This is a genomic window from Halobacillus karajensis, from assembly GCF_900108515.1.
In the GTDB taxonomy this organism is placed as follows: Bacteria; Bacillota; Bacilli; order Bacillales; family Halobacillaceae; genus Halobacillus; species Halobacillus karajensis.
The window spans coordinates 597,586-624,560 of the sequence record NZ_FNWW01000001.1; the positions used below are offsets into that span (position 1 = coordinate 597,586).

27 protein-coding genes, 1 pseudogene and 1 riboswitch are annotated in these 26,975 nt (G+C 41.8%); of the genes and pseudogenes, 10 read left to right on the top strand and 18 right to left on the bottom strand.

The window, feature by feature from the left end; genetic code table 11:
- Positions 1-290 precede the first annotated feature (290 nt).
- Both BLW54_RS02805 and BLW54_RS02810 read right to left on the bottom strand, forming a co-directional pair.
- Complete coding sequence (locus tag BLW54_RS02805; RefSeq protein WP_035506759.1) at positions 291-791, bottom strand: YwgA family protein; 501 nt, start codon at positions 789-791, stop codon at positions 291-293.
- A gap of 6 nt (positions 792-797) precedes the next feature.
- Entirely contained in the window at positions 798-2,099 is a 1,302-nt protein-coding gene (locus BLW54_RS02810) for an HD domain-containing protein (protein WP_074733196.1), read from the bottom strand.
- Positions 2,100-2,326: 227 nt separating this feature from the next.
- Between BLW54_RS02810 and lipL the strand changes: the two genes are divergently transcribed.
- Entirely contained in the window at positions 2,327-3,169 is an 843-nt protein-coding gene (lipL, locus tag BLW54_RS02815; RefSeq protein ID WP_074733197.1) for an octanoyl-[GcvH]:protein N-octanoyltransferase, read from the top strand.
- A 44-nt stretch (positions 3,170-3,213) separates the two neighbouring features.
- Here the strand turns inward: lipL and pta are convergent, their stop codons facing one another.
- Complete coding sequence (gene pta / locus BLW54_RS02820; RefSeq protein ID WP_074733198.1) at positions 3,214-4,185, bottom strand: phosphate acetyltransferase; 972 nt, start codon at positions 4,183-4,185, stop codon at positions 3,214-3,216.
- Between the two features lie 265 nt (positions 4,186-4,450).
- Between pta and hemQ the strand changes: the two genes are divergently transcribed.
- Complete coding sequence (gene hemQ, locus BLW54_RS02825) at positions 4,451-5,188, top strand: hydrogen peroxide-dependent heme synthase (RefSeq protein ID WP_035507698.1); 738 nt, start codon at positions 4,451-4,453, stop codon at positions 5,186-5,188.
- Between the two features lie 71 nt (positions 5,189-5,259).
- Here hemQ and BLW54_RS02830 read toward each other — a convergent pair whose 3' ends face one another.
- Entirely contained in the window at positions 5,260-5,496 is a 237-nt protein-coding gene (locus BLW54_RS02830; RefSeq protein WP_035506768.1) for a hypothetical protein, read from the bottom strand.
- Positions 5,497-5,681: 185 nt separating this feature from the next.
- On the opposite strand from BLW54_RS02830, the pseudogene BLW54_RS20905 reads away from it, so the two are divergent.
- The 3 genes and pseudogenes from BLW54_RS20905 to BLW54_RS02845 all read left to right on the top strand — a co-directional run.
- A pseudogene (locus tag BLW54_RS20905) lies at positions 5,682-5,970 on the top strand (cell wall hydrolase); the annotation flags it as partial.
- A 42-nt stretch (positions 5,971-6,012) separates the two neighbouring features.
- The gene (gene gerQ, locus BLW54_RS02840; protein WP_051744084.1) at positions 6,013-6,501 is read left to right on the top strand and encodes a spore coat protein GerQ; all 489 of its coding nucleotides are present in this window, start codon (positions 6,013-6,015) and stop codon (positions 6,499-6,501) included.
- Positions 6,502-6,630: 129 nt separating this feature from the next.
- Positions 6,631-6,879: a hypothetical protein gene (locus BLW54_RS02845; RefSeq protein ID WP_035506772.1), complete on the top strand. Its 249-nt coding sequence runs from the start codon at positions 6,631-6,633 to the stop codon at positions 6,877-6,879.
- Positions 6,880-6,883: 4 nt separating this feature from the next.
- On the opposite strand, the gene BLW54_RS02850 is transcribed toward BLW54_RS02845, so the two are convergent.
- The 3 genes from BLW54_RS02850 to BLW54_RS02860 all read right to left on the bottom strand — a co-directional run bounded on the left by BLW54_RS02850 (position 6,884) and on the right by BLW54_RS02860 (position 9,062).
- Complete coding sequence (locus tag BLW54_RS02850) at positions 6,884-7,252, bottom strand: DUF423 domain-containing protein (protein WP_035506773.1); 369 nt, start codon at positions 7,250-7,252, stop codon at positions 6,884-6,886.
- Positions 7,253-7,264: 12 nt separating this feature from the next.
- A complete protein-coding gene (locus BLW54_RS02855; RefSeq protein WP_035506775.1) occupies positions 7,265-7,564 on the bottom strand; it encodes a YwdI family protein in 300 nt (99 codons plus the stop codon).
- A 154-nt stretch (positions 7,565-7,718) separates the two neighbouring features.
- Positions 7,719-9,062 carry a sodium-dependent transporter gene (locus BLW54_RS02860; protein ID WP_035506779.1) on the bottom strand — a complete coding sequence of 448 codons (1,344 nt, stop codon included), beginning with the start codon at positions 9,060-9,062 and terminating at the stop codon, positions 7,719-7,721.
- Positions 9,063-9,405: 343 nt separating this feature from the next.
- Between BLW54_RS02860 and BLW54_RS02865 the strand changes: the two genes are divergently transcribed.
- Positions 9,406-10,125 (top strand): YwaF family protein, encoded by a 720-nt coding sequence (locus BLW54_RS02865; protein ID WP_074733199.1) that lies wholly within the window; start codon positions 9,406-9,408, stop codon positions 10,123-10,125.
- On the opposite strand, the gene BLW54_RS20590 is transcribed toward BLW54_RS02865, so the two are convergent.
- The 3 genes from BLW54_RS20590 to BLW54_RS02875 are packed head-to-tail and all read right to left on the bottom strand — an operon-like array spanning position 10,122 to position 12,224.
- Positions 10,122-10,265, bottom strand: a complete 144-nt coding sequence (locus BLW54_RS20590; RefSeq protein ID WP_167358780.1) for a hypothetical protein — start codon at positions 10,263-10,265, stop codon at positions 10,122-10,124. The genes BLW54_RS02865 and BLW54_RS20590 overlap by 4 nt on opposite strands.
- Positions 10,252-10,563, bottom strand: coding sequence for a phasin family protein (locus BLW54_RS02870; protein WP_035506784.1), 312 nt, complete (start codon positions 10,561-10,563; stop codon positions 10,252-10,254). Before BLW54_RS02870 ends, BLW54_RS20590 begins: the two co-directional genes overlap by 14 nt.
- Positions 10,560-12,224 carry an ABC1 kinase family protein gene (locus tag BLW54_RS02875; RefSeq protein WP_074733200.1) on the bottom strand — a complete coding sequence of 555 codons (1,665 nt, stop codon included), beginning with the start codon at positions 12,222-12,224 and terminating at the stop codon, positions 10,560-10,562. The genes BLW54_RS02870 and BLW54_RS02875 overlap by 4 nt, the downstream gene beginning before the upstream one ends.
- A 210-nt stretch (positions 12,225-12,434) precedes the next feature.
- On the opposite strand from BLW54_RS02875, the gene BLW54_RS02880 reads away from it, so the two are divergent.
- The 4 genes from BLW54_RS02880 (at position 12,435) to BLW54_RS02895 (ending at position 18,421) form a co-directional block, all read left to right on the top strand.
- Entirely contained in the window at positions 12,435-14,555 is a 2,121-nt protein-coding gene (locus tag BLW54_RS02880) for a choice-of-anchor J domain-containing protein (protein ID WP_244153464.1), read from the top strand.
- Positions 14,556-14,692: 137 nt separating this feature from the next.
- On the top strand, positions 14,693-15,592 hold the full coding sequence (locus BLW54_RS02885) for a GNAT family N-acetyltransferase (protein WP_035506787.1): 900 nt from the start codon (positions 14,693-14,695) through the stop codon (positions 15,590-15,592).
- Positions 15,593-15,603: 11 nt separating this feature from the next.
- Positions 15,604-16,470 carry a fructosamine kinase family protein gene (locus BLW54_RS02890; protein WP_035506788.1) on the top strand — a complete coding sequence of 289 codons (867 nt, stop codon included), beginning with the start codon at positions 15,604-15,606 and terminating at the stop codon, positions 16,468-16,470.
- Positions 16,471-17,068: 598 nt separating this feature from the next.
- Positions 17,069-18,421, top strand: a complete 1,353-nt coding sequence (locus tag BLW54_RS02895; RefSeq protein WP_035506790.1) for a YjiH family protein — start codon at positions 17,069-17,071, stop codon at positions 18,419-18,421.
- A 108-nt stretch (positions 18,422-18,529) separates the two neighbouring features.
- Here BLW54_RS02895 and BLW54_RS02900 read toward each other — a convergent pair whose 3' ends face one another.
- The 8 genes from BLW54_RS02900 to ribD form a co-directional block, all read right to left on the bottom strand.
- Positions 18,530-19,195 (bottom strand): type 1 glutamine amidotransferase domain-containing protein, encoded by a 666-nt coding sequence (locus BLW54_RS02900; protein ID WP_035506791.1) that lies wholly within the window; start codon positions 19,193-19,195, stop codon positions 18,530-18,532.
- A gap of 579 nt (positions 19,196-19,774) precedes the next feature.
- The gene (locus BLW54_RS02905) at positions 19,775-20,791 is read right to left on the bottom strand and encodes an acyltransferase family protein (protein ID WP_035506793.1); all 1,017 of its coding nucleotides are present in this window, start codon (positions 20,789-20,791) and stop codon (positions 19,775-19,777) included.
- Positions 20,792-21,054: 263 nt separating this feature from the next.
- On the bottom strand, positions 21,055-22,317 hold the full coding sequence (locus tag BLW54_RS02910; protein ID WP_074733201.1) for an aminopeptidase: 1,263 nt from the start codon (positions 22,315-22,317) through the stop codon (positions 21,055-21,057).
- Positions 22,318-22,473: 156 nt separating this feature from the next.
- On the bottom strand, positions 22,474-22,671 hold the full coding sequence (locus BLW54_RS02915) for a hypothetical protein (protein WP_035506796.1): 198 nt from the start codon (positions 22,669-22,671) through the stop codon (positions 22,474-22,476).
- A gap of 110 nt (positions 22,672-22,781) precedes the next feature.
- Positions 22,782-23,249 carry a 6,7-dimethyl-8-ribityllumazine synthase gene (ribH, locus tag BLW54_RS02920; RefSeq protein ID WP_035506797.1) on the bottom strand — a complete coding sequence of 156 codons (468 nt, stop codon included), beginning with the start codon at positions 23,247-23,249 and terminating at the stop codon, positions 22,782-22,784.
- Between the two features lie 16 nt (positions 23,250-23,265).
- Positions 23,266-24,459 (bottom strand): bifunctional 3,4-dihydroxy-2-butanone-4-phosphate synthase/GTP cyclohydrolase II, encoded by a 1,194-nt coding sequence (locus tag BLW54_RS02925; protein WP_035506798.1) that lies wholly within the window; start codon positions 24,457-24,459, stop codon positions 23,266-23,268.
- A gap of 12 nt (positions 24,460-24,471) precedes the next feature.
- Entirely contained in the window at positions 24,472-25,122 is a 651-nt protein-coding gene (ribE, locus tag BLW54_RS02930; RefSeq protein WP_035506799.1) for a riboflavin synthase, read from the bottom strand.
- Positions 25,122-26,219: a bifunctional diaminohydroxyphosphoribosylaminopyrimidine deaminase/5-amino-6-(5-phosphoribosylamino)uracil reductase RibD gene (gene ribD / locus BLW54_RS02935; protein WP_035506800.1), complete on the bottom strand. Its 1,098-nt coding sequence runs from the start codon at positions 26,217-26,219 to the stop codon at positions 25,122-25,124. The genes ribE and ribD overlap by 1 nt, the downstream gene beginning before the upstream one ends.
- A gap of 135 nt (positions 26,220-26,354) precedes the next feature.
- Positions 26,355-26,504, bottom strand: a riboswitch (FMN riboswitch).
- Positions 26,505-26,975 lie beyond the last annotated feature (471 nt).

Genomic DNA, 26,975 nt, shown 5'->3' on the forward strand with positions numbered 1-26,975 from the left:
ATAAGAAACACAGTATCCTGAGTTCTCCCCATCAAAGTCTCTTTCTCTCCGCACCCCTTCTTCACGAAAGCCAAAATTACGTTTATGAAACCGGAAGAATCCGATGACTTCCCCCTTTTATTTTCAAGTACTCAGGGGATTTCCTTCTTGTTATCCCTCCAATCTTTCCTTCATATCCTGTGTCATTTCTTCCACAGGCTTTATAGAATCTGACAGCCATGACCCCTCCAGTAATAAAAAAGACCATATAACAAAAAGGTGTACGATCCTCGTACACCTTTCCTTTCATCTTAATGAATGGAACGCAAATATTTAATAAATTTCCATCCCTCATCAATATCTTCTTGTGTATAATTTTGAGCGCTCTTTACGGTGAACACTTTCTCTGCAATTTCCTCTTTTGGCAAATGCTCAAAGAAAAGCATCGTGGAAACCAGCTCAAGGAAACGCGAGCTTCTTCCGTTCATTTCATCGATATGCTCATTCAGCGGCGGCAGATCCATCTCATAATGGGTAAGAAACTCTCTCCCGCTATCCGTTAAACGATAGCGATATTGGTAATAATTTTTCTTTTCTTCTCTCGTTTCGCTGACGAAACCCAAGTTGCACATTTCCTCCACTCTAAGAGTCAGCTCTTCTGAATAAGGCCCGTAAAAGTGGAACTGATAACGTTCTTCAAAGGGGATTTCACACTTTTTCAGTATGTAAATCATCTTTTGTAACTTCTTTCGCCCAATGATTTCATCTGTGCTTGAGAAAAACTGCATCAACTTCGCATGATTCTCCAACATGGAGGTTCACTCCTTATCAAACAAAATTTCCATAATCCGTTTTTTCGTTTTACTTCGATTCGACATTTCCTCGAGTCGATCAAGAGGAAAATATAATTTATGGTCCGTACGTTTTTTACCAGAAATCGATTCAACAATATCAGAAAGCCTGGATAATTCCTTCAGTTCATCATTCGGCTGAAGAAGATGGATGGGAAGGCGTTCCCCTTCCTCTCCCGGTCGGTAAAAGTCATAAGGGAGATCGGAGCTCGAGTCGACAACGAGGTAATAATCTGGATTCAACCCAGCTTTTACAAACAGTTTATACAGCTCCATCCATTCGTTCATTTGGGCATTCGGGTTGAATTCAATATATTTGAATAGGCGTCGGTTTACAAAACGATGACATAAATCACTCAGTACCGTATCCTCTTCCTCCATCCACGTTTGGAAGTAATATAGAACAACCGATTCATCAAGGGCCAAGTATTCTTTCAATGTAGGTTGACCCGAAAAGAAAGATAAGAAATGTATAGGTTCCAGCTTAAACGTGTACCCTTCTTCATACAGTTCTTTGGTACGGTGAAGAATCTTCGTCAGGATCACTTCTGCACTTCGGGTCACGGGATGGAAATAAACTTGCCAATACATTTGATAGCGGCTCATAATGTAGTCTTCCACGGCATGCATTCCACTCTCTTTAACCACCACTTGGTCTTCCATAGGACGCATCACCCGGAGAATACGCTCCATATCAAAATGACCATAGCTGACCCCTGTAAAATAGGCATCGCGCTGCAAATAGTCCATTCGATCTGCATCAATCTGGCTGGAAATGAGACTGACAACAAGCTTATTTTCGTAAGTCTTATTAATGACGTCGGCTACCTTTTTCGGGAATCCTTTTTCCACTTTACTCAGAACCTTATTCACTTCAGTATCTCCAAGTAAAATCGCTTGGGTAAAATCCTCATGATCAAGTTTGTACACTTTTTCAAAGGAATGAGAAAAAGGGCCATGGCCTAGATCATGCAATAATGCAGCACAAAGACAGAGCAAGCGCTCTTCTTGATCCCAATTCGGACGGGCTTGAAAGTTTTCGATAATCCTTCTGACGATTTCGTAAACACCCAAGGAATGATTGAAACGACTATGTTCTGCCCCATGGAACGTCAAATAGGAAGTTCCAAGCTGCTTGATTCGGCGAAGACGCTGAAACTCAGCCGTCCCAATCAAGTCCCAGATCACACGCTCACGCACATGAACATAACGATGCACAGGGTCTTTAAAAACCTTTTCTTCACTTAACTTCTCATCACGGTAGGCCATCAGCTTGTCCTTTCTACACGACATTTTTATCTATTATATACCTTAAATTCCGACAAAAAAACATCTTGACAGGCAAAAAATGACAGATCATTACCTGAAACCTGCCTTCAAGCATGTGGGATGGAGATGATTTTTATCCATGGCAGATTTTACAGCCGTTCCTCCATTCATGCAAGAGCCTACTTTTGGTATAATGAATGGTGCTATTAAAAAGGAGAACGAATGTTATGAATGAACTACATCCATTATTAAAACCAGACACCTATCGATTCATTGACCAAAGTAATTTAGGGCCAGGATTTTCGGCTTTACAGTCTTTCGCAATGGATGATGCCCTCTCTATCTCTGTCGGCGAGAGAATCAGTCCCACAACAGCAAGGCTCTGGGTCCACCATGATACCATTGTCCTTGGCATCCCGGATGCCCGTCTTCCTTATATCAAAGAAGGAATCGAATTTTTAAGATCCAATGGTTACGATATTGTCGTCCGTAATTCCGGTGGACTTGCCGTTGTTTTAGATAAGGGGGTTTTAAACCTTTCCCTAATCTTCCCGGATTCAAAACAAGTGAACATCCATGAAGGTTATGAAGCGATGGTTTCTTTCATCCAACACCTTTTTTCTGATTTAACAGACGGAATTGAAGCCTATGAGATCACACAATCTTATTGCCCAGGCACCTACGATCTAAGCATTAACGGAAAGAAATTCGCCGGTATTTCTCAACGTCGCGTTAAAAATGGCTCTGCTGTTCAGATTTATCTGGATGTAAGCGGAAGTGGCGCCGAACGTGCCTCTCTTCTTAAGCGTTTCTATGAAATAGGCAAACAAGGAGAGGACACTCGTTTCACCTATCCTCATATTGAACCGAATGTGATGGCTTCCTTAAATGAATTATTAAATACGACTTTAAGCGTTCTTGATGTCCGCGACCGGATTTTAATGAAATTACATGAGCTTTCAGGAAATCTTATTACCCATGCATTAGACGGGAAGGAAATCGACTGGTTCCATAAACGATTTGATCAAATGATCAAACGCAATGAAAAAGCGCTCGACAACCTTGAGTAAGGAGATCGAGCGCTTTCGTTTTGGCTTTAAAGTTATTTTTCCTATTAAACGGATTGTGCTGCAGTGATTAGGGCAAGCTTGTATACATCATCAGCATTACAACCACGGGACAGATCATTCACCGGTTGATTTAACCCTTGAAGGATTGGTCCCACAGCATCAAAGTTTCCTAAACGCTGAGCAATTTTGTAACCAATGTTTCCTGCCTCAAGGCTTGGGAATACGAATGTGTTCGCCTCCCCTTTCAAAGGAGAATCAGGCGCTTTCTTCTCAGCTACGGATGGGACAAATGCCGCATCAAATTGGAATTCACCATCAATGAGAAGATCGGGATTCTGTTCTTTTGCAATAGTGAGAGCCTCTGTAACTTTTTCTGTTTCGGGCGACTTGGCCGAACCTTTTGTAGAAAAGCTTAACATCGCTACTTTCGGATCAATATCGAAAAGTTGTGCTGTTTCTGCACTTGCAAGCGCAATCTCAGCTAAATCCTGGCTATCTGGGTTGATGTTGATGGCACAGTCAGCGAATACATATTTTTCTTCGTCGCGCACCATAATGAATACACCAGAAGTCTTCTTAATCCCAGGTTTAGTCTTGATGATTTGTAAAGCTGGACGTACAGTGTCTGCTGTAGAGTGAACAGCACCACTTACAAGGCCGTCTGCTTTCCCCATATAAACAAGCATCGTTCCAAAGTAGTTGCCGTTTTGCAAGATTTCACGTGCTTGCTCTTCGGTTGCCTTTCCTTTCCGGCGCTCTACAAAGCTGGCCACCATATCATCAAATTCAGCATAATCAGCTGGATCTAAGATTTCCGCAACAGAGATGTCCAGGTTTAGTTCCGATGCTTTCTGTTCTACTTTTCCTTTATTACCAACTAGTACAGGTGTAAGCAATCCTTCTGCACCCAATTGACTGACAGCTGTAAGAATTCGTTCGTCTAATGCTTCAGGAAATACGACTTTCTTGCCTTTTCCAACCACTTTAGACTTCAAAGTATCAAATAGGTTACTCATCATTAACCCTCCATTTTTTCATTCTGTTATACATGATAAGACGTTTTGTGTTTAAAAGAAAGTAGTTCGAACCAAGTTTTCCAATTGAAGCGATTTCATTTTAACTTTACCCTATTTCATCAAAGATGATACTTCTGTTTCGCCCCTGCTATTATTCACAAAATCGTAATAGACGCTTCGTTATCTATCGAAAAGTAAATGTGTTATATTAATGGAGGATGATTTATTAGTACAATACTTCAATGTAAAAGGAGCGATCGATCCCATGCCAGAAGCAGTAGTTACCATGGACGGTTGGTATTGTTTGCATGATTTTCGTTCTGTCGATTGGACAGCATGGAAGTATGCATCAAATGAAGACCGCGAACAGGCAATCAGTGAATTTAAACAATTGATTGGTCAATGGGAAGAAACAGAACGCAGCAAAGAAGGAAGTCATGCTTTATATACAATTGTCGGTCAGAAAGCTGACTTTATGATGATGATTCTCCGCCCGACAATGGAAGAGCTGAATGAAATTGAAACAGCCTTCAATAAAACCAAGCTGGCTGAATACACGAAGCCTGCATATTCGTATGTATCGGTGGTTGAACTATCCAATTACATGGGAAGCGCCAACGAAGATGACCCTGAAATTCAGGCACGTCTCCACCCGACACTTCCTAAATGGAACCATATTTGTTTCTACCCGATGGACAAGCGCCGTCAGGGCAATGACAACTGGTATGTGCTCGAGAAAGATGAGCGCGCGAAATTAATGTATGCTCACGGAATGACCGGGCGTCAATATGCTGGAAAAATCCGTCAGATCATTACAGGTTCCATTGGTTTCGACGATTGGGAATGGGGCGTCACACTATTTGCTCACGATGTCCTTCAGTTTAAGAAGCTCGTATATGAGATGCGCTTTGATGAAGTAACTTCGCGCTATGGTGATTTTGGATCATTCTATATTGGGAATATCCTGAAACCGGATGCTGTCGATCAATTTTTGCATGTTTAGGAAGGAAAGCTGTCAGGACTCACTGGCAGCTTTTTTTGTACCCAATCAGACCACGCCCTTTCGTTCTCTTCCTAAATCTTGAACCGTGTTCCGTTTACCAGATAAGTGTGAGGACGGCAGGGAAAACTGTTCGCTTCCCGCGGTGTTTGCAGATCCTCCCCGAACTTATAGTCCGGTGAAGTTTCGCCCCCCATTCTTTCCCGGGAACGCGCGTGATCCTGTTCGAAATCATCGGCTAGTGAGACTTCCCTCAATTCTGTATGATGACCTTTCCTTTTCCACCCTATCCCCATCGTTAATGAAGCCATCCACCTACCTTCCATTTATTCGAATAAACTTGTGATCAATCCTTAAGGGCATTTGTTGTCCACCAGATATTTTTTATTCATATCTACATAGGCGTGTCACATATAGTGTTAAAGAACATACAAACATGCCTTTCTTAAAAGTGAGGTGACAGCATGGCTGTTATTTCCTTCCATCCAATGACTTCTCACGTCTTCGGCTAAAGGAAGCTGAAGTGGAAGGTAAAACAAGGCGTGCTTATGGTCTGGAATACCAGAGTCAAACCGTGTCCGTGGGGAATGTATCGATTTTTTCGATACGCTTCGTAAAATGGTGGACCAAAGTCTAAGCGGCTGCTGCCGGCACGTCTTACTACTTTGGTTCTTTACGCCCTTAGGAGGCTGCCCAGCCCAGTGGTTCGGCCAGTGGAACACGGGAAGATACAAACTCATTGTTTCTTTTCCCCGACTCGGTCTGACTGTCCTAGTGTTTATTAATTCCAATAAGGAGTGATTCAGTTGGCAGAAAAGAAACCACAAATGGGAGGACAGGGTCAAGGACAGCAGATGTATGGCCAATCCCCTTCCCCGTATTACGGCCAGAACCCTTATATGTACTATTATCCAAGTGGACCCATGGCTAACCAAGGAATGGGGATGCCACAACAACAACCACAATTCCAGGGTCAACAAGCTGGCACTCAACCCCCTCAAATGCAGCAAACGCAAACGACAGGTGGAGTAAATCCACCCAATATGCTTCCATCTGAGGAGTCCTACATCGAAAATATTTTACGTTTAAATGCTGGGAAGCCTGCAACGGTTTATATGACGTTCGAAAATAACGATCAATGGAATGCAAAAGTATTCAAAGGGATTATAGAGGCAGCAGGAAGAGATCACATTATCCTCAGTGATCCACAAACCGGAAAGCGTTATTTATTGCTAATGGTGTATCTTGATTACATTACATTCGATGAAGAAATTAACTACAACTATCCGTATGGAAGTGGCACCGGCCAACGTTAAAAATTGACTCATTTCCCGTTCCTAACCAAGCAAAAAACTCGCTATTTCGATAGCGAGTTTTTCCATTCAGATCAGACGGTCTTTACGTTTTTAAATACTGGCCTGGCGCCAAATGAAAAGGGTGAACAGATGCGACCTCCCTATGAAAGTTACCACAGAGCGCAATTAGCCGCCCTCCTGGTAGCCGTTGCTCTCGCTGTGATTGGTTTATTCAAACTGGAACACCAGTGGATTATCCTGCTTATGTTTTACGTGCTGGCTGGGAGCTTTGCTTTGGAAGCGATGCTTGAAATGAAACGCCAGCAAAAGGTAAATGCTATCATTCAATTAATGAGAGCCGTCATTATCTTATTTTTCACTACCATTCTTTACTTTTAAGTAGTTAAATATATTTAATAACCGCATATCCAAGCAAAATCCAGCCGATTAGAAATGACAGTCCGCCAATTGGCGTAATCATTGCGAAAGCTTTAATCCCAGTTGGAGCGTATATATAAAGGCTTCCTGAAAAAAGCAAGATGCCGATAAAGAAGAACCACCCCGCCCCTGTCATAGCGCCGGTCTGGATTTTGCCCATCAGTAAGGCAGTAACGAACAAGGCCATCGTATGAAACATTTGATAGTCTACAGCTTTTCCCCATTGTTCCAAGCCTTTTTCCGACACTTTCCCTTCAAGACCATGGGCTCCAAAAGCACCTAAAGCTACAGATAAAAAGCCATTCAACACAGCTAAAATCAAAAATACTTTCATATTTTCTCCCCCTTAAAAATCAAAAATGGAAGATCCATTCGCATCATCATGATCGATTTTTGTTTCTTGGTTTTTTTTCTTTTCAGGTTTTGGGTTGTCTGCCCCCATCATCTTACGAACTTCTTCCACTGTTGGTTCCTGCACCTTAGAAGGGATCGTTTCGGTCCCTGACTCTTCTTCAAGCAGCAAGTCCGCAAGTAATTTTACAGACCTTATATGTTCCCTTACTTTTTGTTCATTCCCATGCTTCAACATAGCTTCTTGTATCTCACTGGACATCTTTTTCAAAACCGTTTGATTCGTGATCGCCATAACTCTTTTTCTCCTTTTCCATAGAAAAATGGTACTCTGTCGTAGTTTAACATGTTCGGTTCTTTTCTGTCCTTTCCCTCTTGTTAGTTTCATTAAATGTTAAAAAATGAACGAAACCTAAAAAGAACTCCGGTCAATGACCAGAGTTCTTTCGTTAAAGGTTCAAAATTCCGATTTGGTTCAGAAAGATGAGAACAATCATAACAGGAGCAAGGAACTTAATGATAAAGAACCACACACTTCCAAGAAGACCGTCCTTTAAATCCGTAGCTTCCAAAGCTTCTGATTTCTTAAAGTGCCAACCGACTAAGAGAGCCATCGATAAACCTCCGAGCGGAAGCAATATGTTGGAGGCCACATAGTCCATGGAGTCAAGGATATTCAAATCCCCAATTGGTGTGATCCCTGCCCAAATTCCAAATCCTAAAGATACACCGATTCCAAGAATAAACATAATCGATCCCATCAGCACACTTGTGGCAAACCGAGACCACCCCAGCGCTCTCATAAAGTACGCTGTTGGAACTTCCAGTATAGAAACGGAAGACGATAATGATGCCAAAATCAGGGCAAAAAAGAAGATAACACCAATCATGCCGCCAAATGGCATTTGTTCAAAGATACTCGGCAATGTAATAAAAACAAGCGGCGGGCCAGAACTTGGATCAATGCCAAAAGCGAATACAGCGGGAAAAATAACGACCCCTGAAATAATAGCAAAGAATGTATCCATGATTCCAATTCCTAGTGTTGCACTTGGTAGTTTATTTTCCTTCTTCAAATAGCTGCCATACGTGAGCATTGCCCCCATCCCCAGGCTGAGGGAAAAGAATGCCTGCCCGAGGGCAGCAATATAAATCGATGGTTGACTAAAAGCGGACCAATCCGGCTGGAAGAGGAATTTTAATCCCTCCGTTGCGCCGTCTAGTGAAAGACTAAAGAAAGCAAGCCCGATCAAAATAAGAGCCAGCAAAGGCATAAATATTTTGTTCGCTGCTTCTATCCCTTTTTTCACTCCACTGAGTACGATGATGATCGTAAGAATCATGAACAATGCTGTCCAGGCAATAGGATGCCATGTGTGACTGATAAATTGTCCAAATGCCCCTTCATAGCCAGTTGCAGGCGAAGTAAAGAAAGTTCCATTTATATAATTCCAAAAGTAAAAAATAGCCCATCCAGCTACGACAGCATAAAAGCCTAATATTAAGAAAGCACTCGCAATTCCAAAGAACCCCGTTAAATACCATGGGGTTTTAGGAGCTAATTTTTGAAAAGAACCGATTACATCGCTTTCTGCTTTTCTACCAATACTGACCTCTGTCAATAGTAGTGGGACACCAATCAGAAGAACGAAAATCAAATACAGGATTAAAAAGGCACCGCCCCCATTATTTCCTGCTACAAAAGAGAATCTCCATATATTACCAAGCCCGACAGCAGAACCCATTGCTGCCAGCATAAAACCAAGCTTCGTCCCCCACTTTTCTCTTCCCATATACCTATTCAACTCCTCTAAATCATTCGTCTTAACAGCCGTCTTCTCTTTTTATACGGCTTGGGAAATATTCATCAGCATACCATAGAATAAGCAAGTGTAAATACATATTCTGAAATTTCATTTAATTTACAGTTGAAAATCAATAGTAGAAGGGGTTATATATTTTGTTTTCCTTTCTTCATTTGGTGTTTTTATTCAACTGGAAACATTCGGTATGTGTGGATTTCCAAACTATGCTTGCAGCGAAAACCATGGATTTCCTTCATCCCGACCCTCTTCCTTCATAAAATGATAAGGTAAAATCATAGCACAGCTCATGCCTGTACTCTAGGAGGTTCCTATGGAAACATGGTTTAGTGAATATATTGAGCAATCTTTTATAACGTTTGGGACAAGTCATACAATGATGCTTGTCCTTTATTGCATCGTGTCAATCGGAATCCTGTGGATGCACCGTCAATGGAAGAACCAGAAATTCTTACAAAATCTTGTGCGATTTATTTTATTATTTTTACTGATAGGATCGGAGATTAGTTATCAAATTTGGACACTTATACATGGGTTATGGATGGAAGGGAGCCACCTCCCGCTTCATTTGTGCGGGGTAGCTTCTTTATTAGGCTGTATTTCTCTCCTGACGTATCATTCAAAACTAATCAAAATCACTTTTTTTATTGGAATTCTACCAGCAGCCATCGCCTTAATCACACCCGACCTCTCCCATGGCTACCAACATTTTCGCTTTTGGAAGTTTTTCATTCATCATATGGCTATCTCCTGGACAAGCCTTTTTTTAATCGCTTCGACTAATGTTAGAATCACAGGTAAAGATTTACTAGAGACATTCTTCTATCTTATTTTATATAGTTTGTTCATCTTCCTTTTTAATACCTTCTTCCAGACCAATTATCTCTACTTGAATGGTCCTCCAGTTGTAGGTACCCCTTTAGATTGGATGGGGGAGGGCTTCATTTATTACATTCGGCTTGGAGTGACCACCTTTTTCCTATTTTCCTTTATGTATTTCCTTTATAAATTCTTTTACAAAAAGAGCCATTAAACCTCTCCCTTAAGCAGGGCACAGGACTGGAGAACGCCCGCAAAAAACTCTATATTTGTCAGCTGTTCATTCTCAAAGTAGAAAACTAACCCCCGCTTCTGCATGGTCAGAAACGGGGGTTTAGAATTATTCATGTCCATATAAGTTCTCCAGTTTCTGAACTCGGGCTTCCAGTTTTTCGTACTCTTCCTTCGAAACAAAACCTAATTCTTTCATCTGATCTTGAAATTTGACTTTTGCCTGTTCATTCCATTCTTTATCTTTGGTTTCTCCTTTAGAAATCCATGTACTCATCCAATTATTGACCATGGTTTTAGCCTGAGAAGGACTGATTTCTCCGCTCTTCACCATTTCATTGACCATTTTCTCGAAACGTTCCTTCCCGCTGATGGCGGCACCTAACCCTAGATGAAATCCTTTTTTTAATAAGTCACTCATGTTTCATTCCTCCTGTTATGATGTATTCGTCTAAGCATCTTAAAGTGATTGAACGAGCTTACGATAAAGCCGGTTATCCCAATACCTATGGTTACTCCCCCCACCCATATATTCGGAAGAACAGGAACAATCATGGTGTAATAGAGAGCAGCCGCCCCTGCCCCCGAAATGAGCAGCGAAAGAAACGTGTAAAACAAATAATATTGGTGGAATAAATGATTCTTTTGATGATAGCTTTTCCATTCCCTTTCTTTATCTCCGTCTTCAAGAAATTCAATTAAGGCTCTCGGTAGTGAGAGAAGCGGCCGAGCAGTTTCCTTGGCTATTTCTTTATATAAGGAATGGCTGGAGTCTTCGCCTGACATCCATTCTTTAATGACTGGACGCCCCCATTGAATCAAATCGACTTGAGGATAAACAGATGTAAGCACGCCTACGATAATAGAAGTTGCACGTCCCAAAAAAGCATAGTCTGCTGGTAATTGAATCGGCTGCTCTTTGACGAACTGTTGTAAATCGCGGAGCATATCATTCATCATATGCGCATCCAACTTGTCAAAGTTACCATCAAGATACATATTAGTCGTCTGTTTCAACAATTTCTTTACTTTTTCAGTATCTGCATCCGGCAATAGAAAATCCATTTCCTGAAGGGATTCAATAACTCTGTCATAATCATCTAAAATAAAACCCTGGATCATTTTTCGAATGGAATTTGCGTCTTCCTTTTTAATTTCTCCGACCATCCCAAAATCAATCACCACAATCGTCCCATCTTCCTTTAACATCAAATTCCCTGGATGAGGATCGGAGTGAAACATACCAGCATAGACAAACTGTTCTACACACAAGTCAAATAACCTTCGGGCGATATGTTCCCTATCAATACCATGCCTTTTAATAAAGGGTAAGTCTGTAATTTTGGCGCCTTCAATCCATTCCATGACAAGAACTCGCTTCGTTGATAAATCGGAATAATAATCAGGAATGTACACTCCATCAAAATCTGTAAACCTTTTCTTAAAATGGTTCCCGTTCTCTAACTCCATCGTAAAGTCAAGTTCGTTACTAATTACACGTACGACTTCGCGATACAAAGCTTGTAAATCTGCCTTTTTTCCATAAATCGTGAATCGCTCCAGCATCCAGAAAACGATCTTCAATGCCTTAAAGTCCATACGGAATGTTTCACGAACACGGTACCTTTGCACTTTGATCGCCACTGGTGTCCCGTCTTTTAAATACGCCTTATAAACTTCTCCGATGGAAGCGGAGGCAATCGAATCCTCTTCGATACTAGCTAAATATTCGTTTAATGGAGCATTCCAGTCTTCTTCTATGGTCTGACGTGAACGGTGAAATGGCACGGGTTCCACTCGGTCTACAAGACCTTCCAGTTCTTTGATAAATGACTGGGGCAGCAAATCCCCACGTGAACTAAGGAATTGACCAAATTTAATGAGGAGTCCTCCCAGCAACACAGCCTTCTTTCTATATTCGCCTGCTTGTCCCGCCAGCATCTCTTCCCATTGGCGTATTGTTCGCTCATCCCAAATCCGATGTCTTTTTTTGAACCAATAAATTTGTATTAAAAACTTAAGCGCCATCCATATGATGACAGAAATTCTATATATGGATATGTATTTCAATCGATGCCTCATCTTGCTCCCCCTTATTTTTACTGTATTTATCCTTCCCTTCTCTCAAACTCGTCAATCATAAAATTTCAACCAGGTATATATTCCCACTTCTATATCCCCTTTAAAATTGTTTAGAGTGTCATAATTTGTTACTAAATAACTATTCTAATTTTTCGGAATATTCAACATAATTAGAGTTAGGAGTTGACAAAATATTACTAGGGGGATCATATGTTGAAGAATAAGAAACTGACCGCTTTGCTATCCGCTGGAGCATTGACACTGTCCATGCTATCTCCGGCAACCGTGACGGAAGTAAGTGCCAGTAAACTTCAAGAAAATTGGAATGTCGAACGATACAGTGACAAACTCGATATTGACAGTGAGCTGCAACGTTTAGATGAAAGTGAAAGCTTTCAGAAAGAAGCAAAAAAGACAATTAGAGAGAATGCTTCGGAGGTGCATTGGAATGACGAAGAAAGCAATGAATCTGATTCTCATTCAAAAGCAGCCTCGATGGCTAACGTAGGCGAGACCAAATCCTTTCTTACCCGGAATTTAACGTTTAAAGACTTTACACTCCAAAGTGTAGGAGAGCATGCCGAAGTCTGGGTAGCCAATGACTTGTCTTTCCCTGAAGGGGACGATCGCCCAGCCCATGTGGTCACCAAAGAACAAGCAGATAAAATGGCAGCAGAATTCGATGCTAATATGTATCCTGTAGCGACAGACTTCTTCGGGACACCAGATTCCTTAGATGGAACCGATGCGCAACTAGAAGACATGGGCATTGTTCCTGAAGGGTATTACAAAGGGGATGGAGATAAAGTCATTATTCTGGTCGATAACGTGGAGGATGAAAATTATAACGATCCGGATTATCCTTTCTTTGTTGCTGGATTCTTCTGGCAGACGCTAGAAAACTACATGGACCGGAACATCATTACGATTGATTCAAGAGACTGGGATACACGCCTTGAGAGCACTTTCTTTGGTACGACCATTCACGAATTACAACACTTGATTCACGCCGATAATGACGGGGATGAAACGTCATGGTTAAATGAGGGAATGTCTACATTTTCTGAATACTTAGGTGGTTATGGTCTTGATTCTGGATCGATTAATTTCCTGCTCGATCACCCGGAAAACTCTTTAACAAACTGGGATGAACATGTAGGTGCCGAAACAGGCCCTGAAACGATTGCTGACTATGGTCTGGTTCAGCTTTTCACGCTTTATAACTACGAAAGATTCGGACAAGAATTCATTCGATCTGTGGCATTGGAAGAATTGAACAGCATAGAAAGTTTTGAAAAAGCATATAAAGATTACGGGTTGAATGTCACCTTCAACGAAGTATATCAAGACTTCTCAACTGCCTTAGTTGTCGATGATCCGAATTTTAAAGGCGGCAAATACGGATTTGAAAACATTGACCTCCGCAGCCTCCCAGTCGGTGATGATGAAGAGCGAGGAAAAACCGTAAACTTCGAGAAAGCCAAGGATTATGAAAAGGAAGGCGTCCCTGCATGGGGAACAGACTTTAAGGAGTTCACTTTTGAACCAGGTCAAAATGTAGAATCCTTTAAGTTTAACGGGGTCGACTTTGAAGGAAATACATGGACTTCTGTTCAGGACCCTTTGGGAAGCGATAACCAAGTGCTGTCTGCTGGTACAGGAGATGAGTTGGATAATAACTTAATCTTTGAAGCAGATTTAACAGATGTAGATGCAGCCACTCTTTCCTTTGATCATTTGGTTGATATCGAAGAAGCGTGGGATTATGGGGTTGTTCAAGTATCCACAGATCAAGGACAAACATGGACATCATTAGAAAATGAAAACACTCGCTCTGATGTCGTCGAAGAAGGATATCCGAAAATTAAAGAAAATGTTCCTGGCTTCACTGGCCATTTTGATGACTATCAATCGGAAACATTCGACCTTTCTGAGTATGCAGGTCAAACCATTCACGTGTCCTTTCGTTATTTAACAGACTGGGGATACAACGATACAGGCTGGTTCATCGACAATATTGAAGTCCCTGAAATCGGTTTAAGCTTCAATGGAAACACTAAAGATGGATTTATGTCTAAAGCGGAACTCCTTAAAAATTACGTGGATTATGGGGTGACCTTTATTAAGGAAAAAAATAACGGCAAGTATCAAGTTGTCGAAGTTGATCCATTCAACGTGACCAAAGAAGATGCACTCGAACTTCAGCAAGTCTTCCGTCCTGGTAAAACTTATATGACGACATACTATGCTGCCCCTCAAGACAGCTTGAATCCTGTAGATTTCGAGTATGAAATCAACTATAAAAATAAAGGACCACATAAAAAGGAATAATGTTCGGAAAACCCAACTACGCGGAAGGCTGGTTGGGTTTTCGTTAGTTCAGTCACTTCTTGGTTCTATAAGACTCTGTTTAGTTGCGCTCATCATGAAGACTGTGCAAAAATTTGTTTAAGAAGGAGTTGTTGTCGATGGATATTCGTGAGTTAGAAGTAAAAGAATTACATACCGTTGCAAAGTGGTTGTTCAAAATGAATGAGCAGGACCACCATTATGTAGCATGGATGGCTTCTGATCAGAATGAGATTTTTGAACAGATTTGGACGTTGACTCAATTTAAAGAACCCCTCGCCTATGTGGCATGGGAAGGAGAAGAAATCATCGGATTCCTCGGTATTCTTCCATTTTTCGAACAAAAACTATGCCGCTTACTCGGCCCTTTTGCCACTAAAGACCAGGAAAAAATCATAGAGCGCTTATGGGACAAGGCCTCCTTAACAGCTCAACTGCATTTTGATATCGTGAAAGTTGCTTGTTTTGCAGCCAATGAATCGCTTGTTTCGTTTACAGAGCGTCATCGATTTCAAATGTATAATATAGAACGGACACTAGCTGTCCATAAAAACGGTTACCATCCACCGGAAAATAAAGAATCTTCCATTGTGGAAGTGAATGATGAAGACAGGCGTGCTTTGGACGTCCTCCACCCTTCTGCCGCTTACTATACGACAGAAGAAATGTTGAACCTTTCCAAAGATAAAGGAAACCATTTATGGGGGTACCAGGAAAACGGTGAACTGATCGGGTACATTTACCTGGAAACGATCCTTTCGGGCCAGGAAGGAGAGATTTGTTTCGTTCATGTAGCTCCTCAGCACAGAAGCAGTGGTGTGGGGTCCCTCTTAATCCATCATGCCTTACAATATGCTTTTTATGCCCTGGACTTGGATATGGTCACCATTTCTGTAAGAACAGAAAACCAACAGGCGGAACATTTATATAAACAAATGGGTTTCAAAGAGATCCACACCATTTATGCCTATCAAAAAGAGATGAAGCCCGAACCGCCCCTATCGACGAACATTCATTAAGGAGGGCCCGCATGGAACCATTTATTCGCCATACACTGTTCAACATCAAGGACACATCAGACATACAAACGGTCAAGCCAATCAGCGGTGGTGATATCAATCAATCTTATTACGTAGCGACAAGGGAACAAGCCTATTTCATTAAAAGCAATGAACATGTATCGGAACATTTTTTTCAAGTAGAAGCTGAAGGGTTAAAACTAATCCAAGAAACAGGGGCCATCCGTGTTCCGGAAGTCTATTATTATGATCGTCCAAAAAGTGGAGAAAAAGCAGCGCTTGTCATGGAATGGATTGAATCAGGTCCTTCACATTCTGCGGAATGCTTTGGAGAACACCTCGCAAACATGCATCAGCATACATTAGAAAAATACGGCTATGGAAACCCGACATTCATTGGTGAATTGAATCAACCTAATGCATGGTGCCCAACATGGACAGAGTATTACAGTCGTTACAGATTAGGCAGCCAGTTTAAAATAGGCGTCGAAAAAGGAACAATATCCAGCCTTCGAAAACAACGATTATTAAAATTAATGAATAAAATAGAACAAATCATACCCGACACACCAAAGGCCTCCCTTCTTCACGGAGATCTTTGGGGTGGAAACTGGATGGCAGCAAAAGACGGGGAAGCTGTATTAATCGACCCTTCTGTCCTCTATGGTGATCATGCCTTTGAACTAGCTTTTACTGAACTTTTTGGAGGGTTCCCAGCTAATTTCCTGGATGAATACCATGCTTCTTTTCCGCTTCCTGATGATTATCAAGACATAAAACCTGTCTATCAGCTCTTCTATTTGCTTGCCCACCTCAATATGTTCGGAGAAATGTATGGAGGTCATGTAGACCGAATTCTGAAACACTATGTCGGCTGATTCAGGAATAGGCTCGTCCATTTCCTGAATCCGATATTCCCACGATCTCTAAAGGAAACGCCTTAAAATAGGTTTGGTCCTGTAAATAAGGACTCTTACATTGGAACATCCAGGAGTTAGACACGTTAAACCACGTTTAGCAGGACTCTTCCTTCTCTATACTAATCAAGCAGTTTCCCATCTCCCCCCCCTCCCTATTACCATAATGTAGCTCTAAACTCTGTAAAACAGCAGAAGGTAGGTTTTTGTAAAAAGAGCTCTACAGCAACATGCTCTTCGAGTTTCACATTCACCGGTAGATTACTTGGAGAATGATTCCGATCTCCACATATGGCAAGGGGCGTTGGGGAACGGGAGACGCTTAACTTAAGTGTGAAGGGGCCTTGTTTAGCGCCGTATAGGAAGGACTGGGCTGACGAAGATACTAGAAACACGTATAGGGAGATCCCTTCATTTTCGATTTGATACACGCTAACCTGCGCATTATCTACAAATTTCCTATTGGTTTTTTAGGGAAAACGTAATAGAATTAATAGTGTTGCATAATTATTCTTGTGAATTTATAAATAAAACAGACGATGTCAGGAGAGATATTTGGATGAAAGCTAAAGACTTTAATGCGTCCTCGCATTTAAAATTTATCATTCCATCCTTGATCGGTATTTTCTTATTTATGTTTCCGATCACCGGGGAGAACGATGCGATTACAATTCCAATCGCTGTTCTTGCCGGTTGGGTAGAGACAAGGCTTGCTGATTATTTGTCTCTAATTATGATGATTATCATATCCATCACATCTATCGGCACTATCCTTGTAAAACTAGCTGGTAAAAATGCCTTGAAAGGCTCGCCCTTTTTCCAGTCCCTTTTTAATGTCCCACCCGTGTGGGTCGTCACTCGTATCCTGGGTATGATTTTTGCCATTATGGTATATTTTCAAATCGGGCCTGAAGCCATCACTAGTGAAGATACAGGCGGTTTATTATTAGACTCCCTTCTACATGTACTCTTTGCCGTCTTCCTTTTTGCCGGTTTATTCTTACCACTGCTTTTGAATTATGGCCTTTTAGAACTGTTTGGAGTTATTTTGACAAAAATTATGCGTCCATTGTTTCGGCTTCCGGGCCGTTCTTCGATTGACTCGTTGGCCTCCTGGCTGGGTGATGGGACAATTGGTGTACTGCTTACTAGTAAACAATATGAAGAAGGCTATTACACGAAGCGGGAAGCGGCGGTCATTGGGACAACCTTCTCCGTGGTATCCATCACATTCAGCCTTGTTGTCATCCAGGAGGTAGGACTCGGGGATATGTTCGGACAGTTTTATCTAACCGTAGCCCTTGCCGGATTCGTCGCTGCATTGATCATGCCGAGAATCCCGCCTCTATCCAGAAAAGCGGATACGTATGTCACGGAAGAGCCAAAGGAACAAAACGAAGAAGTACCCGAGCAACATAACCTGTTCACATACGGCTATACAAAAGCCGTTGAGCGTGGAAGCAAAGCAAGTGGGGTTTCTAACTTCCTGAAGCAAGGGGGACAGAATATCCTGGACATGTGGATGGGGGTAGCTCCGATTGTTATGGCATTAGGTACAATTGCCCTGGTTATCGCAGAATTCACTCCATTCTTTACGTGGATCGGAATGCCATTCATCCCCTTTCTTGAACTGATGCAGGTTCCTTACGCACAAGAAGCTTCCGAAACCATCCTGGTTGGGTTTGCAGATATGTTTTTACCTGCCATTATCGGTTCTTCTATTGAAAGTGAAATGACTCGATTCATTATCGCTTCTCTATCTGTCACTCAATTGATTTATATGTCTGAAGTTGGTGGCCTATTGCTGGGTTCTAAAGTTCCCGTTAATATCAAGGACCTTTTTATTATTTTCCTTCTGCGGACGATTATCACTCTGCCGATTATTACATTAATCGCTCATCTATTATTTTAAAAAGAGCTTCAAACCCAAGGGTTTCCCTATAGTAGGGGATCCTTGGGTTTTTTTACCGTTATAAATGGAACATTCCTTCACTTAAAAAAACCGCTGAACCCTTTAGGTTCAGCGGTTTTTTAGAAGTTCAAGCATTTTTTGTGCCGTACTCAGACTTGATTGTGGATTTTGCCCAGTTACAAATGGTTCATCAACAATGACATGATCTGAATAAGCATCACCTGATTGGAATTCAGCTCCTGCTTCTTTTAAACGATCCTCAAGCATAAAGGGGACATTAGATTCCAACCCTGTATCCTTCTCTTCCTCGTTCGTAAAACCAGTGATTTTCTTCCCTTCTATAATTGGACGTCCATTATGATCTTCGACACCGACAAACCCTGCAGGACCATGGCATACAGAACCAATAACCTTCTGCTCCGTAAGAAAATGCCTCAAGAGCTCTTCCAGCTGGTCATTTTCAGGAAAGTCCACCATTGTTCCATGTCCCCCGCATAAAAAAATCCCTGCAAAATGGGTAGGATCTACTTCTACCAACGGAACTGTTTTATGGATCGGTTTCATCACACCGTCCCATACGCGAGGCAGCTCATTGCTATAGCTATTCGGGTCAATGGGAGGACGTCCACCTTTCGGGCTGGCTGCTACCACTTCATAACCAGCTTCCTTAAATTCTGTTGCAGGTTCGACAAATTCCTGAAGCCATAAACCTGTTTCATGCTTTCCGTCCAATCGGTCAACGTTCGTGACGATCATTAATATCTTTTCATCCATAAGAACGAACCCTCCTTGTAAATGTCTCTCCTATTATTTGCAAATGAGTCCATTTCAATCATAAGACTTTTTTCTCCATACTTGCTCTAACAACGTCCTACACGTTTTTTGTTAAGGTATGGGAGGCTTTATGCTTTTTTACAACAACCTCACCTGTTTCTCCCCCTTTCGCTTAAAAATCAACCGCCTACTCTTTTCCTATCCTCTTTCCTTTAAAAGAAAACATTAAGCAAAGAGAGAGTTGGTTGTACCAGGGGCTCTTTTCACAGACAACTGGAGTTCTGTCCACTTCATTCTTAAATGGTGTTCTCTTTTCTCTTTGTTCCCCACTAAGTCGATCTCATCCTATAAAGAGTCAATCATCTGACAACCAAAGAACTTATAAAAAGCAATAGCTGATGTGGGTCACAAAATATTGCAAACATAAGGATGGAAACTTTTCTAATGTTATACAAAAGAGAAAGAGAAGTGAACGAATGACGTTCCACTCCTCTTTCTCTATATAACAGGTGTACGACTTTACCCATGGTATGCTATTTGTTTCATTCATACGATCTATTTATTGAATACCCTTCCTTCTTACGACTGATAAGAAGACTCCCTATTGATGATTCTGTACCACCATTTCTTCAGAAGTTGAGCCCTTCCTTCAATGAATGGCTGGGTAAGAGTACGGATCATGTTGCTTGATAAAAGGTATACAATCACCGCTGCCACAATCGCCAGTCCGGTAAGGTCAAACACATGGTCCACTTTGAACCACTCCGCCTGGCGGAAGAATTGAATAAAGAATCCATGTAAGAGATACACATACAATGTTCTTCCTCCCAAGTATGTCAGACGGTATTCCTTATTTGGGATCCATGCAAAGACACTAATAGACATAGCTGCCGCTAATACATATATCCCTAAGCGGAACACTCCACCCATTTCAGGACTTCCAAGCGCAGTATAGGATTTAGAACCGAGCAGCCATCCTGAACTGAATTCTGGAAATAGAGCAATCACTGCAGCAATGACAGTCATTAAAACAAGGCTTATTTCTTTCACTCTCCGTGTTCTCCACTTTTGGACATGCTCTTTTGTTAACCAATATCCTACAAGGAAAAACGGAAAGAAAACGAACGTTCTTGATAAACTGAAATGGTGTCCAATATCGTTAAAATACCCCACTAATATTCCAATCTGAACGGCAATAGCCACGCCGAGAAATGGAGGAATCTTTTTAAACCAGTAAAGCAGGATATGCCAGCAAAACAAACTGAACAGGAACCATAGCGACCAGTGCGGGTAAAAAATTCCGCTTAATGTGGCCCCTTTTCCAATAAAAAAGTAATACCCTGTATATACGAGCTGAAAAATAATATAAGGCAGAATTAATTTTTTCGCGAGTTTTAAAATATAATCTTTTTCCCCTGATCCCTTTGCAAAGAAACCAGAAAGAAAAATAAACGCAGGCATGTGGAACGTATAAATCCATGTATATAGTGTATACATAGGTCTTGATCCATCCGTGAAAGGCTGGATGATGTGACCGAAGACCACTAGAAAAATTAATACGAGTTTCGCATTATCAAAAAAAGCATCTCGCTTCATATGGTCTCACCTTTCTTAATTGAATAATCCCCTCTACCTTTGGTTTACCACATTCAGCTTCTTTTTAAGACTGTTTTATTAATTCTTAAACCATCTGTAATCAAAGTGTTATATTATGTAACGCAAAAGCAGGAATAATTACAATGTTAAAGCTGGACCATTAAAACAGGAAAGCACCTAACTCACCCACGCCAAGCTTATGCCGATACTCTTCAGAACATGCTTTTTCATAGAAATAATGGAACAATAGGGTAAGAGACACCTCATTCAGGTGTCTCCTGTAGGTCCTCCAAACTAATGGCCCATGTTCCCTTACGGAAAATCGGTTCAAATTCCCCTTCTTTTGTTTCCCCATCAATATCCAATTCAGCTGATCCCATCATGAAATCTTCGTGGATTAAACTGTCGTTCACTCCATGAGCGTCCATTTGTTCTTGGTTAAACGTGGATCCTCCTCGAATATTCGTAGGATAAGCTTTTCCTAACGCCAAATGACACGACGCATTCTCATCATAAAGAGTGTTATAAAAAATGTGACCGGACTCAGATATTGTTGACTCATTAGGGACGAGAGCTACTTCTCCGAGACGCTTCGCTCCCTCATCGCTTTCAAGCAAGTGCTTCAATGTCTCTTTACCAGATTCTGCTTCGTAATCCACGACTTTCCCATCTTCAAACGTTAAGGTGAAATTTTCAATCAGGTTTCCGGCATAGTTCAGTGGCTTTGTACTCGTTACTTTCCCCTGAACGCCTGTCTTATGCGGCATTGTAAAAACTTCTTCCGTAGGCATATTCGGGTTGAACTCCATTCCTTTTTCTGAAGTAGCAGAACCCCCGTGCCAGAGATGATTGGCCACAAGTTCAATTGAAAGGTCCGTTCCAGGCGCCTTATAATGAAGCTTTTTATACTGTTTTTGATTCAAGTATTCTCTTGCCTGACGCAACTTTTCATTATGGTCCTCCCAAGCTTGAATCGGATCTTCCTGATCAATGCGTGTAATATGGAAAATTTGCTCCCATAATTTCTCTTTCGCCTCTTCCGGATCGACTTCAGGGAAAACCTTTTGAGCCCAAGCTTCTTGTGGATAAGCAATGATCGACCAGGTGGTTTTATCATTCATGATATAATCCCTATAGTTGGTTAATGCTTTAGCACTTGCCTTGTTTGCTTTTGCAATTCGCTTCGAATTCACGCCCTTATAAAGATCTGGGTTTGGGCCATATATGGATAAAAGGGCATACCCATCTTTCACCATTTCTTCCAATCCCTCTGCTTTCCATTTCGGAAAGTTCTCAAGGACTTCCAACGGTGCATTCTTCATTTTTATATAGCTGAGCACTTCATCATTCCATTCGAGATGAACATTCTTTGCTCCTCTTCCAAAGGCCTTCGCGGAGATTATGCGGACGAGTTCCGCAGCTTCAATAGGAGCATTAATGATTAACCCTTGGCCTCGCTGTAAATTTACACCTTTTTTCAAAGCTAGATCTGCATATTTCTCTAACTGCTTTCGATGTGTACTCATTTTAACAACCTCCAACGATTTAATTCTATTATTATTATTTCATATCCAAGCTTTGTTTCCTAGAACGAACGCGTTTAGCCTTTCTTCTAAGCCGTTCGATTGCATGTTTTCTCATGATTTTCCGATCAACAATTTACTCGGGATGATGCTCCCTTATCATACACCCAGCCTCTCCTTTTGCTCCATGCTTGCTGATTCTTCCATGCCTTCCCTCTTTCCATTCTCCCGTTCCAGCTTGACGTGCGGGTTAAACACAAGAAAATACCATAGAGGCTGCCCTCTGCTATCCAGCTGTGTTTTGAAGCGGGATCTGCGGCGTTCAGAAGAATATTCTTCCCCTTTCCGCCAATCCATAAGCAGATCTTTCGTCAAAAATGAATCAGAGTCACAGGGAGGCGATGGTGGTGCTCTGCCCTGTTGGATACAAAAAAGCTGACCGGACAATACCGGTCAGCTTGATTTATTTATTCGAAGTTTTTAAGCAGTGTGGCCATTTCAATAGCAGCTGTTGCTGCTTCCCAGCCTTTGTTCCCTGCTTTCGTTCCTGCACGCTCGATCGCCTGTTCAATCGTGTCGGTTGTGATAACACCAAAGATAACAGGGATCCCACTTTGTTGAGATGCCTGTGAAACACCCTTTGCTGCTTCATTACATACATAATCAAAGTGTGGAGTAGATCCCCGAATGACGGCCCCTAAAGTCACAACGGCATCATATTTCCCGGATTCCGCCATCTTACTTGCCACAAGAGGGATTTCAAAAGCTCCTGGTACGTAAGCCACTTCCACATCATTCAGCTCCACACCATGGCGCTTGAATGCGTCTACCGCTCCTTCATAAAGCTTTCCTGTAATAAAGTCATTAAATCTACCAACAACGATCCCTACTTTTAATCCTGTTCCTACGAGATTTCCTTCCAATGTTTTAACCATAAATTCTACTTCCTTTCTAGTAGTGGAATAAGTGCCCCATTTTAGATTGTTTTGTTTTTAAATATCGTTCGTTTTCTTTTCTGGATTCCATTTGGATCGGTACACGCTCTACCACTTCTAAACCAAAACCTCCAAGTCCAGAGATTTTCTTCGGATTATTCGTAAGCAGTCGCAGCTTTGTAATTCCAAGGTTTTTCAAAATCTGCGCCCCGACTCCGTAATCCCTTAAGTCCGGACCAAATCCAAGTTTTTCATTGGCTTCAACTGTATCCAATCCTTCTTCTTGCAATTTATAGGCCTGAAGTTTGTTCATTAGCCCGATCCCACGGCCTTCTTGACGCATATACAGGAGTACACCACTGCCATTCTCCGATATCTGTCTAAGAGCATTGTGCAGCTGCGGCCCACAATCACAGCGGTATGAACCAAATACATCCCCTGTTAAACATTCCGAATGCACACGGACAAGTGTAGGTTCATCCGGATTTATTTCTCCCTTAACTAAAGCAATATGGTCTTTGGAGTCAATATCGTTCGAAAAACCAACTGCGCGGAAATCACCATATTCAGTCGGCATTTTAACCTCGACTTCACGCTTAACGTGATTTTCCTTTTTATGACGATATTGAATGAGATCGGCGATGGTAATCATCGGGATATCAAATTCATCCGCCATTTTTCGAAGGTCAGGGACGCGGGCCATCGTTCCGTCATCCTTGATAATTTCACAAATGACCCCGGCAGGACGAGCACCAGCAAGCGTTGCAAGATCAACCGAAGCTTCTGTGTGTCCTGCCCTCCGCAGTACTCCCCCTTCTTTTGCGATCAAAGGGAAAATGTGTCCTGGTTTTTGGAAATCCCCTGCTGTTGTTTCGGGATTCAACATTTCCTTAATGGTTAAGGCTCTTTCATCTGCTGAAATGCCTGTTGTAGTATCTTTGTGATCTATACTTACCGTAAATGCCGTCTGGTTCGGATCGGAATTATTATCGACCATCGGCATTAATTCTAAGGCTCTTGCCAGTTCATCTGTAACGGGTGTACAGACAAGTCCCCGCCCATACTTAATCATAAAGTTAATCATCTCAGGTGAAGCATATTCTGCAATACCGACTAAATCCCCTTCATTCTCACGGTCCTCATCATCACAAACGATGACCAGTTTTCCCTGCTTCAAATCTTCTATCGCTTTTTCTACTGAATCAAACATCATTTCACCCTCTTATGCAAAGCCATTGTCAGAAAGAAACTGTTTGGAAAGTTTCGACTTCGGCTCTTCTTTATTTTGCCCGCTCAAGAAATGAGCTACATACTTTCCTATCATATCGCACTCAATATTCACCGTATCTCCAGGTCCTTTGCCTCCCAGCACCGTGTGCTCCATCGTATGTGGAATAAGAGAAATCGTCACCTTAGACTCTTGCACCCCGAACACTGTCAATGAAGTACCATCCACAGCAATCGAACCTTTATAAACAAAGTATTGAATAAGTTCTTCAGATAATTCAATTTCATAATATACCGCATTCGATTCGGGATTTTTGGAGACAATCTTGCCCGTACCATCAATGTGACCTGATACTAAGTGACCTCCAAACCGACCGCCTGCAGCCATAGCTCTTTCTAAGTTAACAGGATCGCCCTGCTGCAGTTCATGAATATTCGTGGCCCGGTATGTTTCAGGCATAACGTCAAAGGACACCGCCTGATCTGTATAACTAGTAACAGTCAAACAAACACCGTTCACGGATATACTATCTCCAAGATTTACATCTGTGAGTATATCTGATGCAGCGACTTTCACTTCAAGAGCCTCTGTTTTATTCTTCACGCTCTTCAACGTTCCTATTTCTTCTACAATCCCTGTAAACATTAGGACTCTCCTTTTCTTACAGAAACAATTTTTATATCATCGCCCATTTTTTCCGTCGAAACGATAACGAAGGCGCGCGCATTTTTCAATTGCTGAATACCTTCTCCGCCAACAGGAGTCAAGGCTTCTTTCCCTCCGATCAGTTTCGGAGCCATATAAGTGATCGTTTCATCCACTTTTCCAGCTCTTACAAAAGCATCAGCAATCGTTGCTCCTCCTTCAACTAAAAGAGAGGTTACTTTATGCTCGCCCAAATATTGAAGAACCTCATCTATTGAAACTTGATCATTTTCTAAAGAGATGATACGTACGTGCTCATACTTCTCGTAAAGTTCTTCACGTTCTTTCCCTACCTTTGCTCCCACGAAAATCCAGGTCGGAGCTTGATCGTCCTGGATAAGCTGCGACGAAGGCGGCGTTTTCAAGTGGGTATCCAAGATAATCCGGATAGGGTGGCGACCATTGCCATCTATTCTTGTTGTTAGTTTAGGGTTATCCATAAGTACGGTGTTGATTCCGACCAAAATGGCATCCGATTGATGACGATAAAGATGACCATCTTTACGCGCTTCCTCACCGGTGATCCATTGGCTTTCCCCTGTAGACGTTGCTATCTTCCCATCAAGACTCATGGCAGTCTTCAACCGAACGTAAGGTTGTTTGGTTTGAATGTAATGGAAGAAAGATCGATTTAACTGATCCGCTTCTTCTTTCAAAACCTGTGTCTTTACTTCAAGCCCATTCTCCTTCATCATACGAATGCCTCTACCGGAAACTTTCGGGTTCGGGTCCTCAGAGGCAATGACTGCTCGATGGATACCAGCCTTAATGACAGCTTCCGCACAAGGTGGCGTCTGACCATAATGACTACATGGTTCTAATGTGACATAGATTTCAGCCCCTATGGCTTTATCACCTGCCATCCGAAGCGCATGTATTTCAGCATGGGGTTCACCAGCCTTCACATGGACGCCTACACCAACCACCTGGTTTCGATTAACAACTATAGCTGCAACAGCTGGATTAGGGCTTGTCTGTCCTACCGTTTCCTTAGCCATCTCTATTGCCATCTGCATATATCTTTCGTCACGGTCCATCCTTTACACACCACCCTTAATGGTAATCCCAATAAAAAAAACCTGAAGAAGACATACTTCTCCAGGGTCATTAACGTAAATCGCGTACACTTAAAAAAGGGCACACGCTACTTGCGCTTTGTACCTTTACGTTTCTATAACCTTCTCCCATCCAGACTTTAACTGTCGGCTTTGGATTTTCACCAAATCAGGGAAAACCGTGCTTTACACTGGTCTTCCGTCGCGGGCTTGGAGCATTTGCTCATTACCGCCGGCTGGGATTTTCACCCGACCCCGAAGGCTTCTATATTCTGTTGTTCTATTATTAATATATACGAAATGCGATAAACTCGCAATCCATTAGGTTTGAGTTTGGACATTTTCGGATTGTTTAGGAAGAAAAATAATCGTTGTTGACGTGTTTGGTCAACAATTCGTCAACCAAAATGACCAACAGCTTAGAAGGCTGTTGGAGTGCGCATGAATAAACTTTTGAGGATGGTTGTACCAGCAAATTATGTCTTATATCCCCCTCATACTACCAAGGGTTTTCAAAATATTGGATATAAATCAATAATATTCACAAATAAGAAGCTCCCCCTTTAAAGGATAAGCTCCCCATACAGTAAGACTCGAAATCGATCTAATCTAAACTCATTACTTCAAACAATGGACTCCAGATCATTCTATCTTTCAAGTTATTTTTTACTTTTCCGAGAGAAGAAAGCTTCCCAATACGTCTATTCAGGTGGGAATCGCCTGCAAAACGCGGATAGT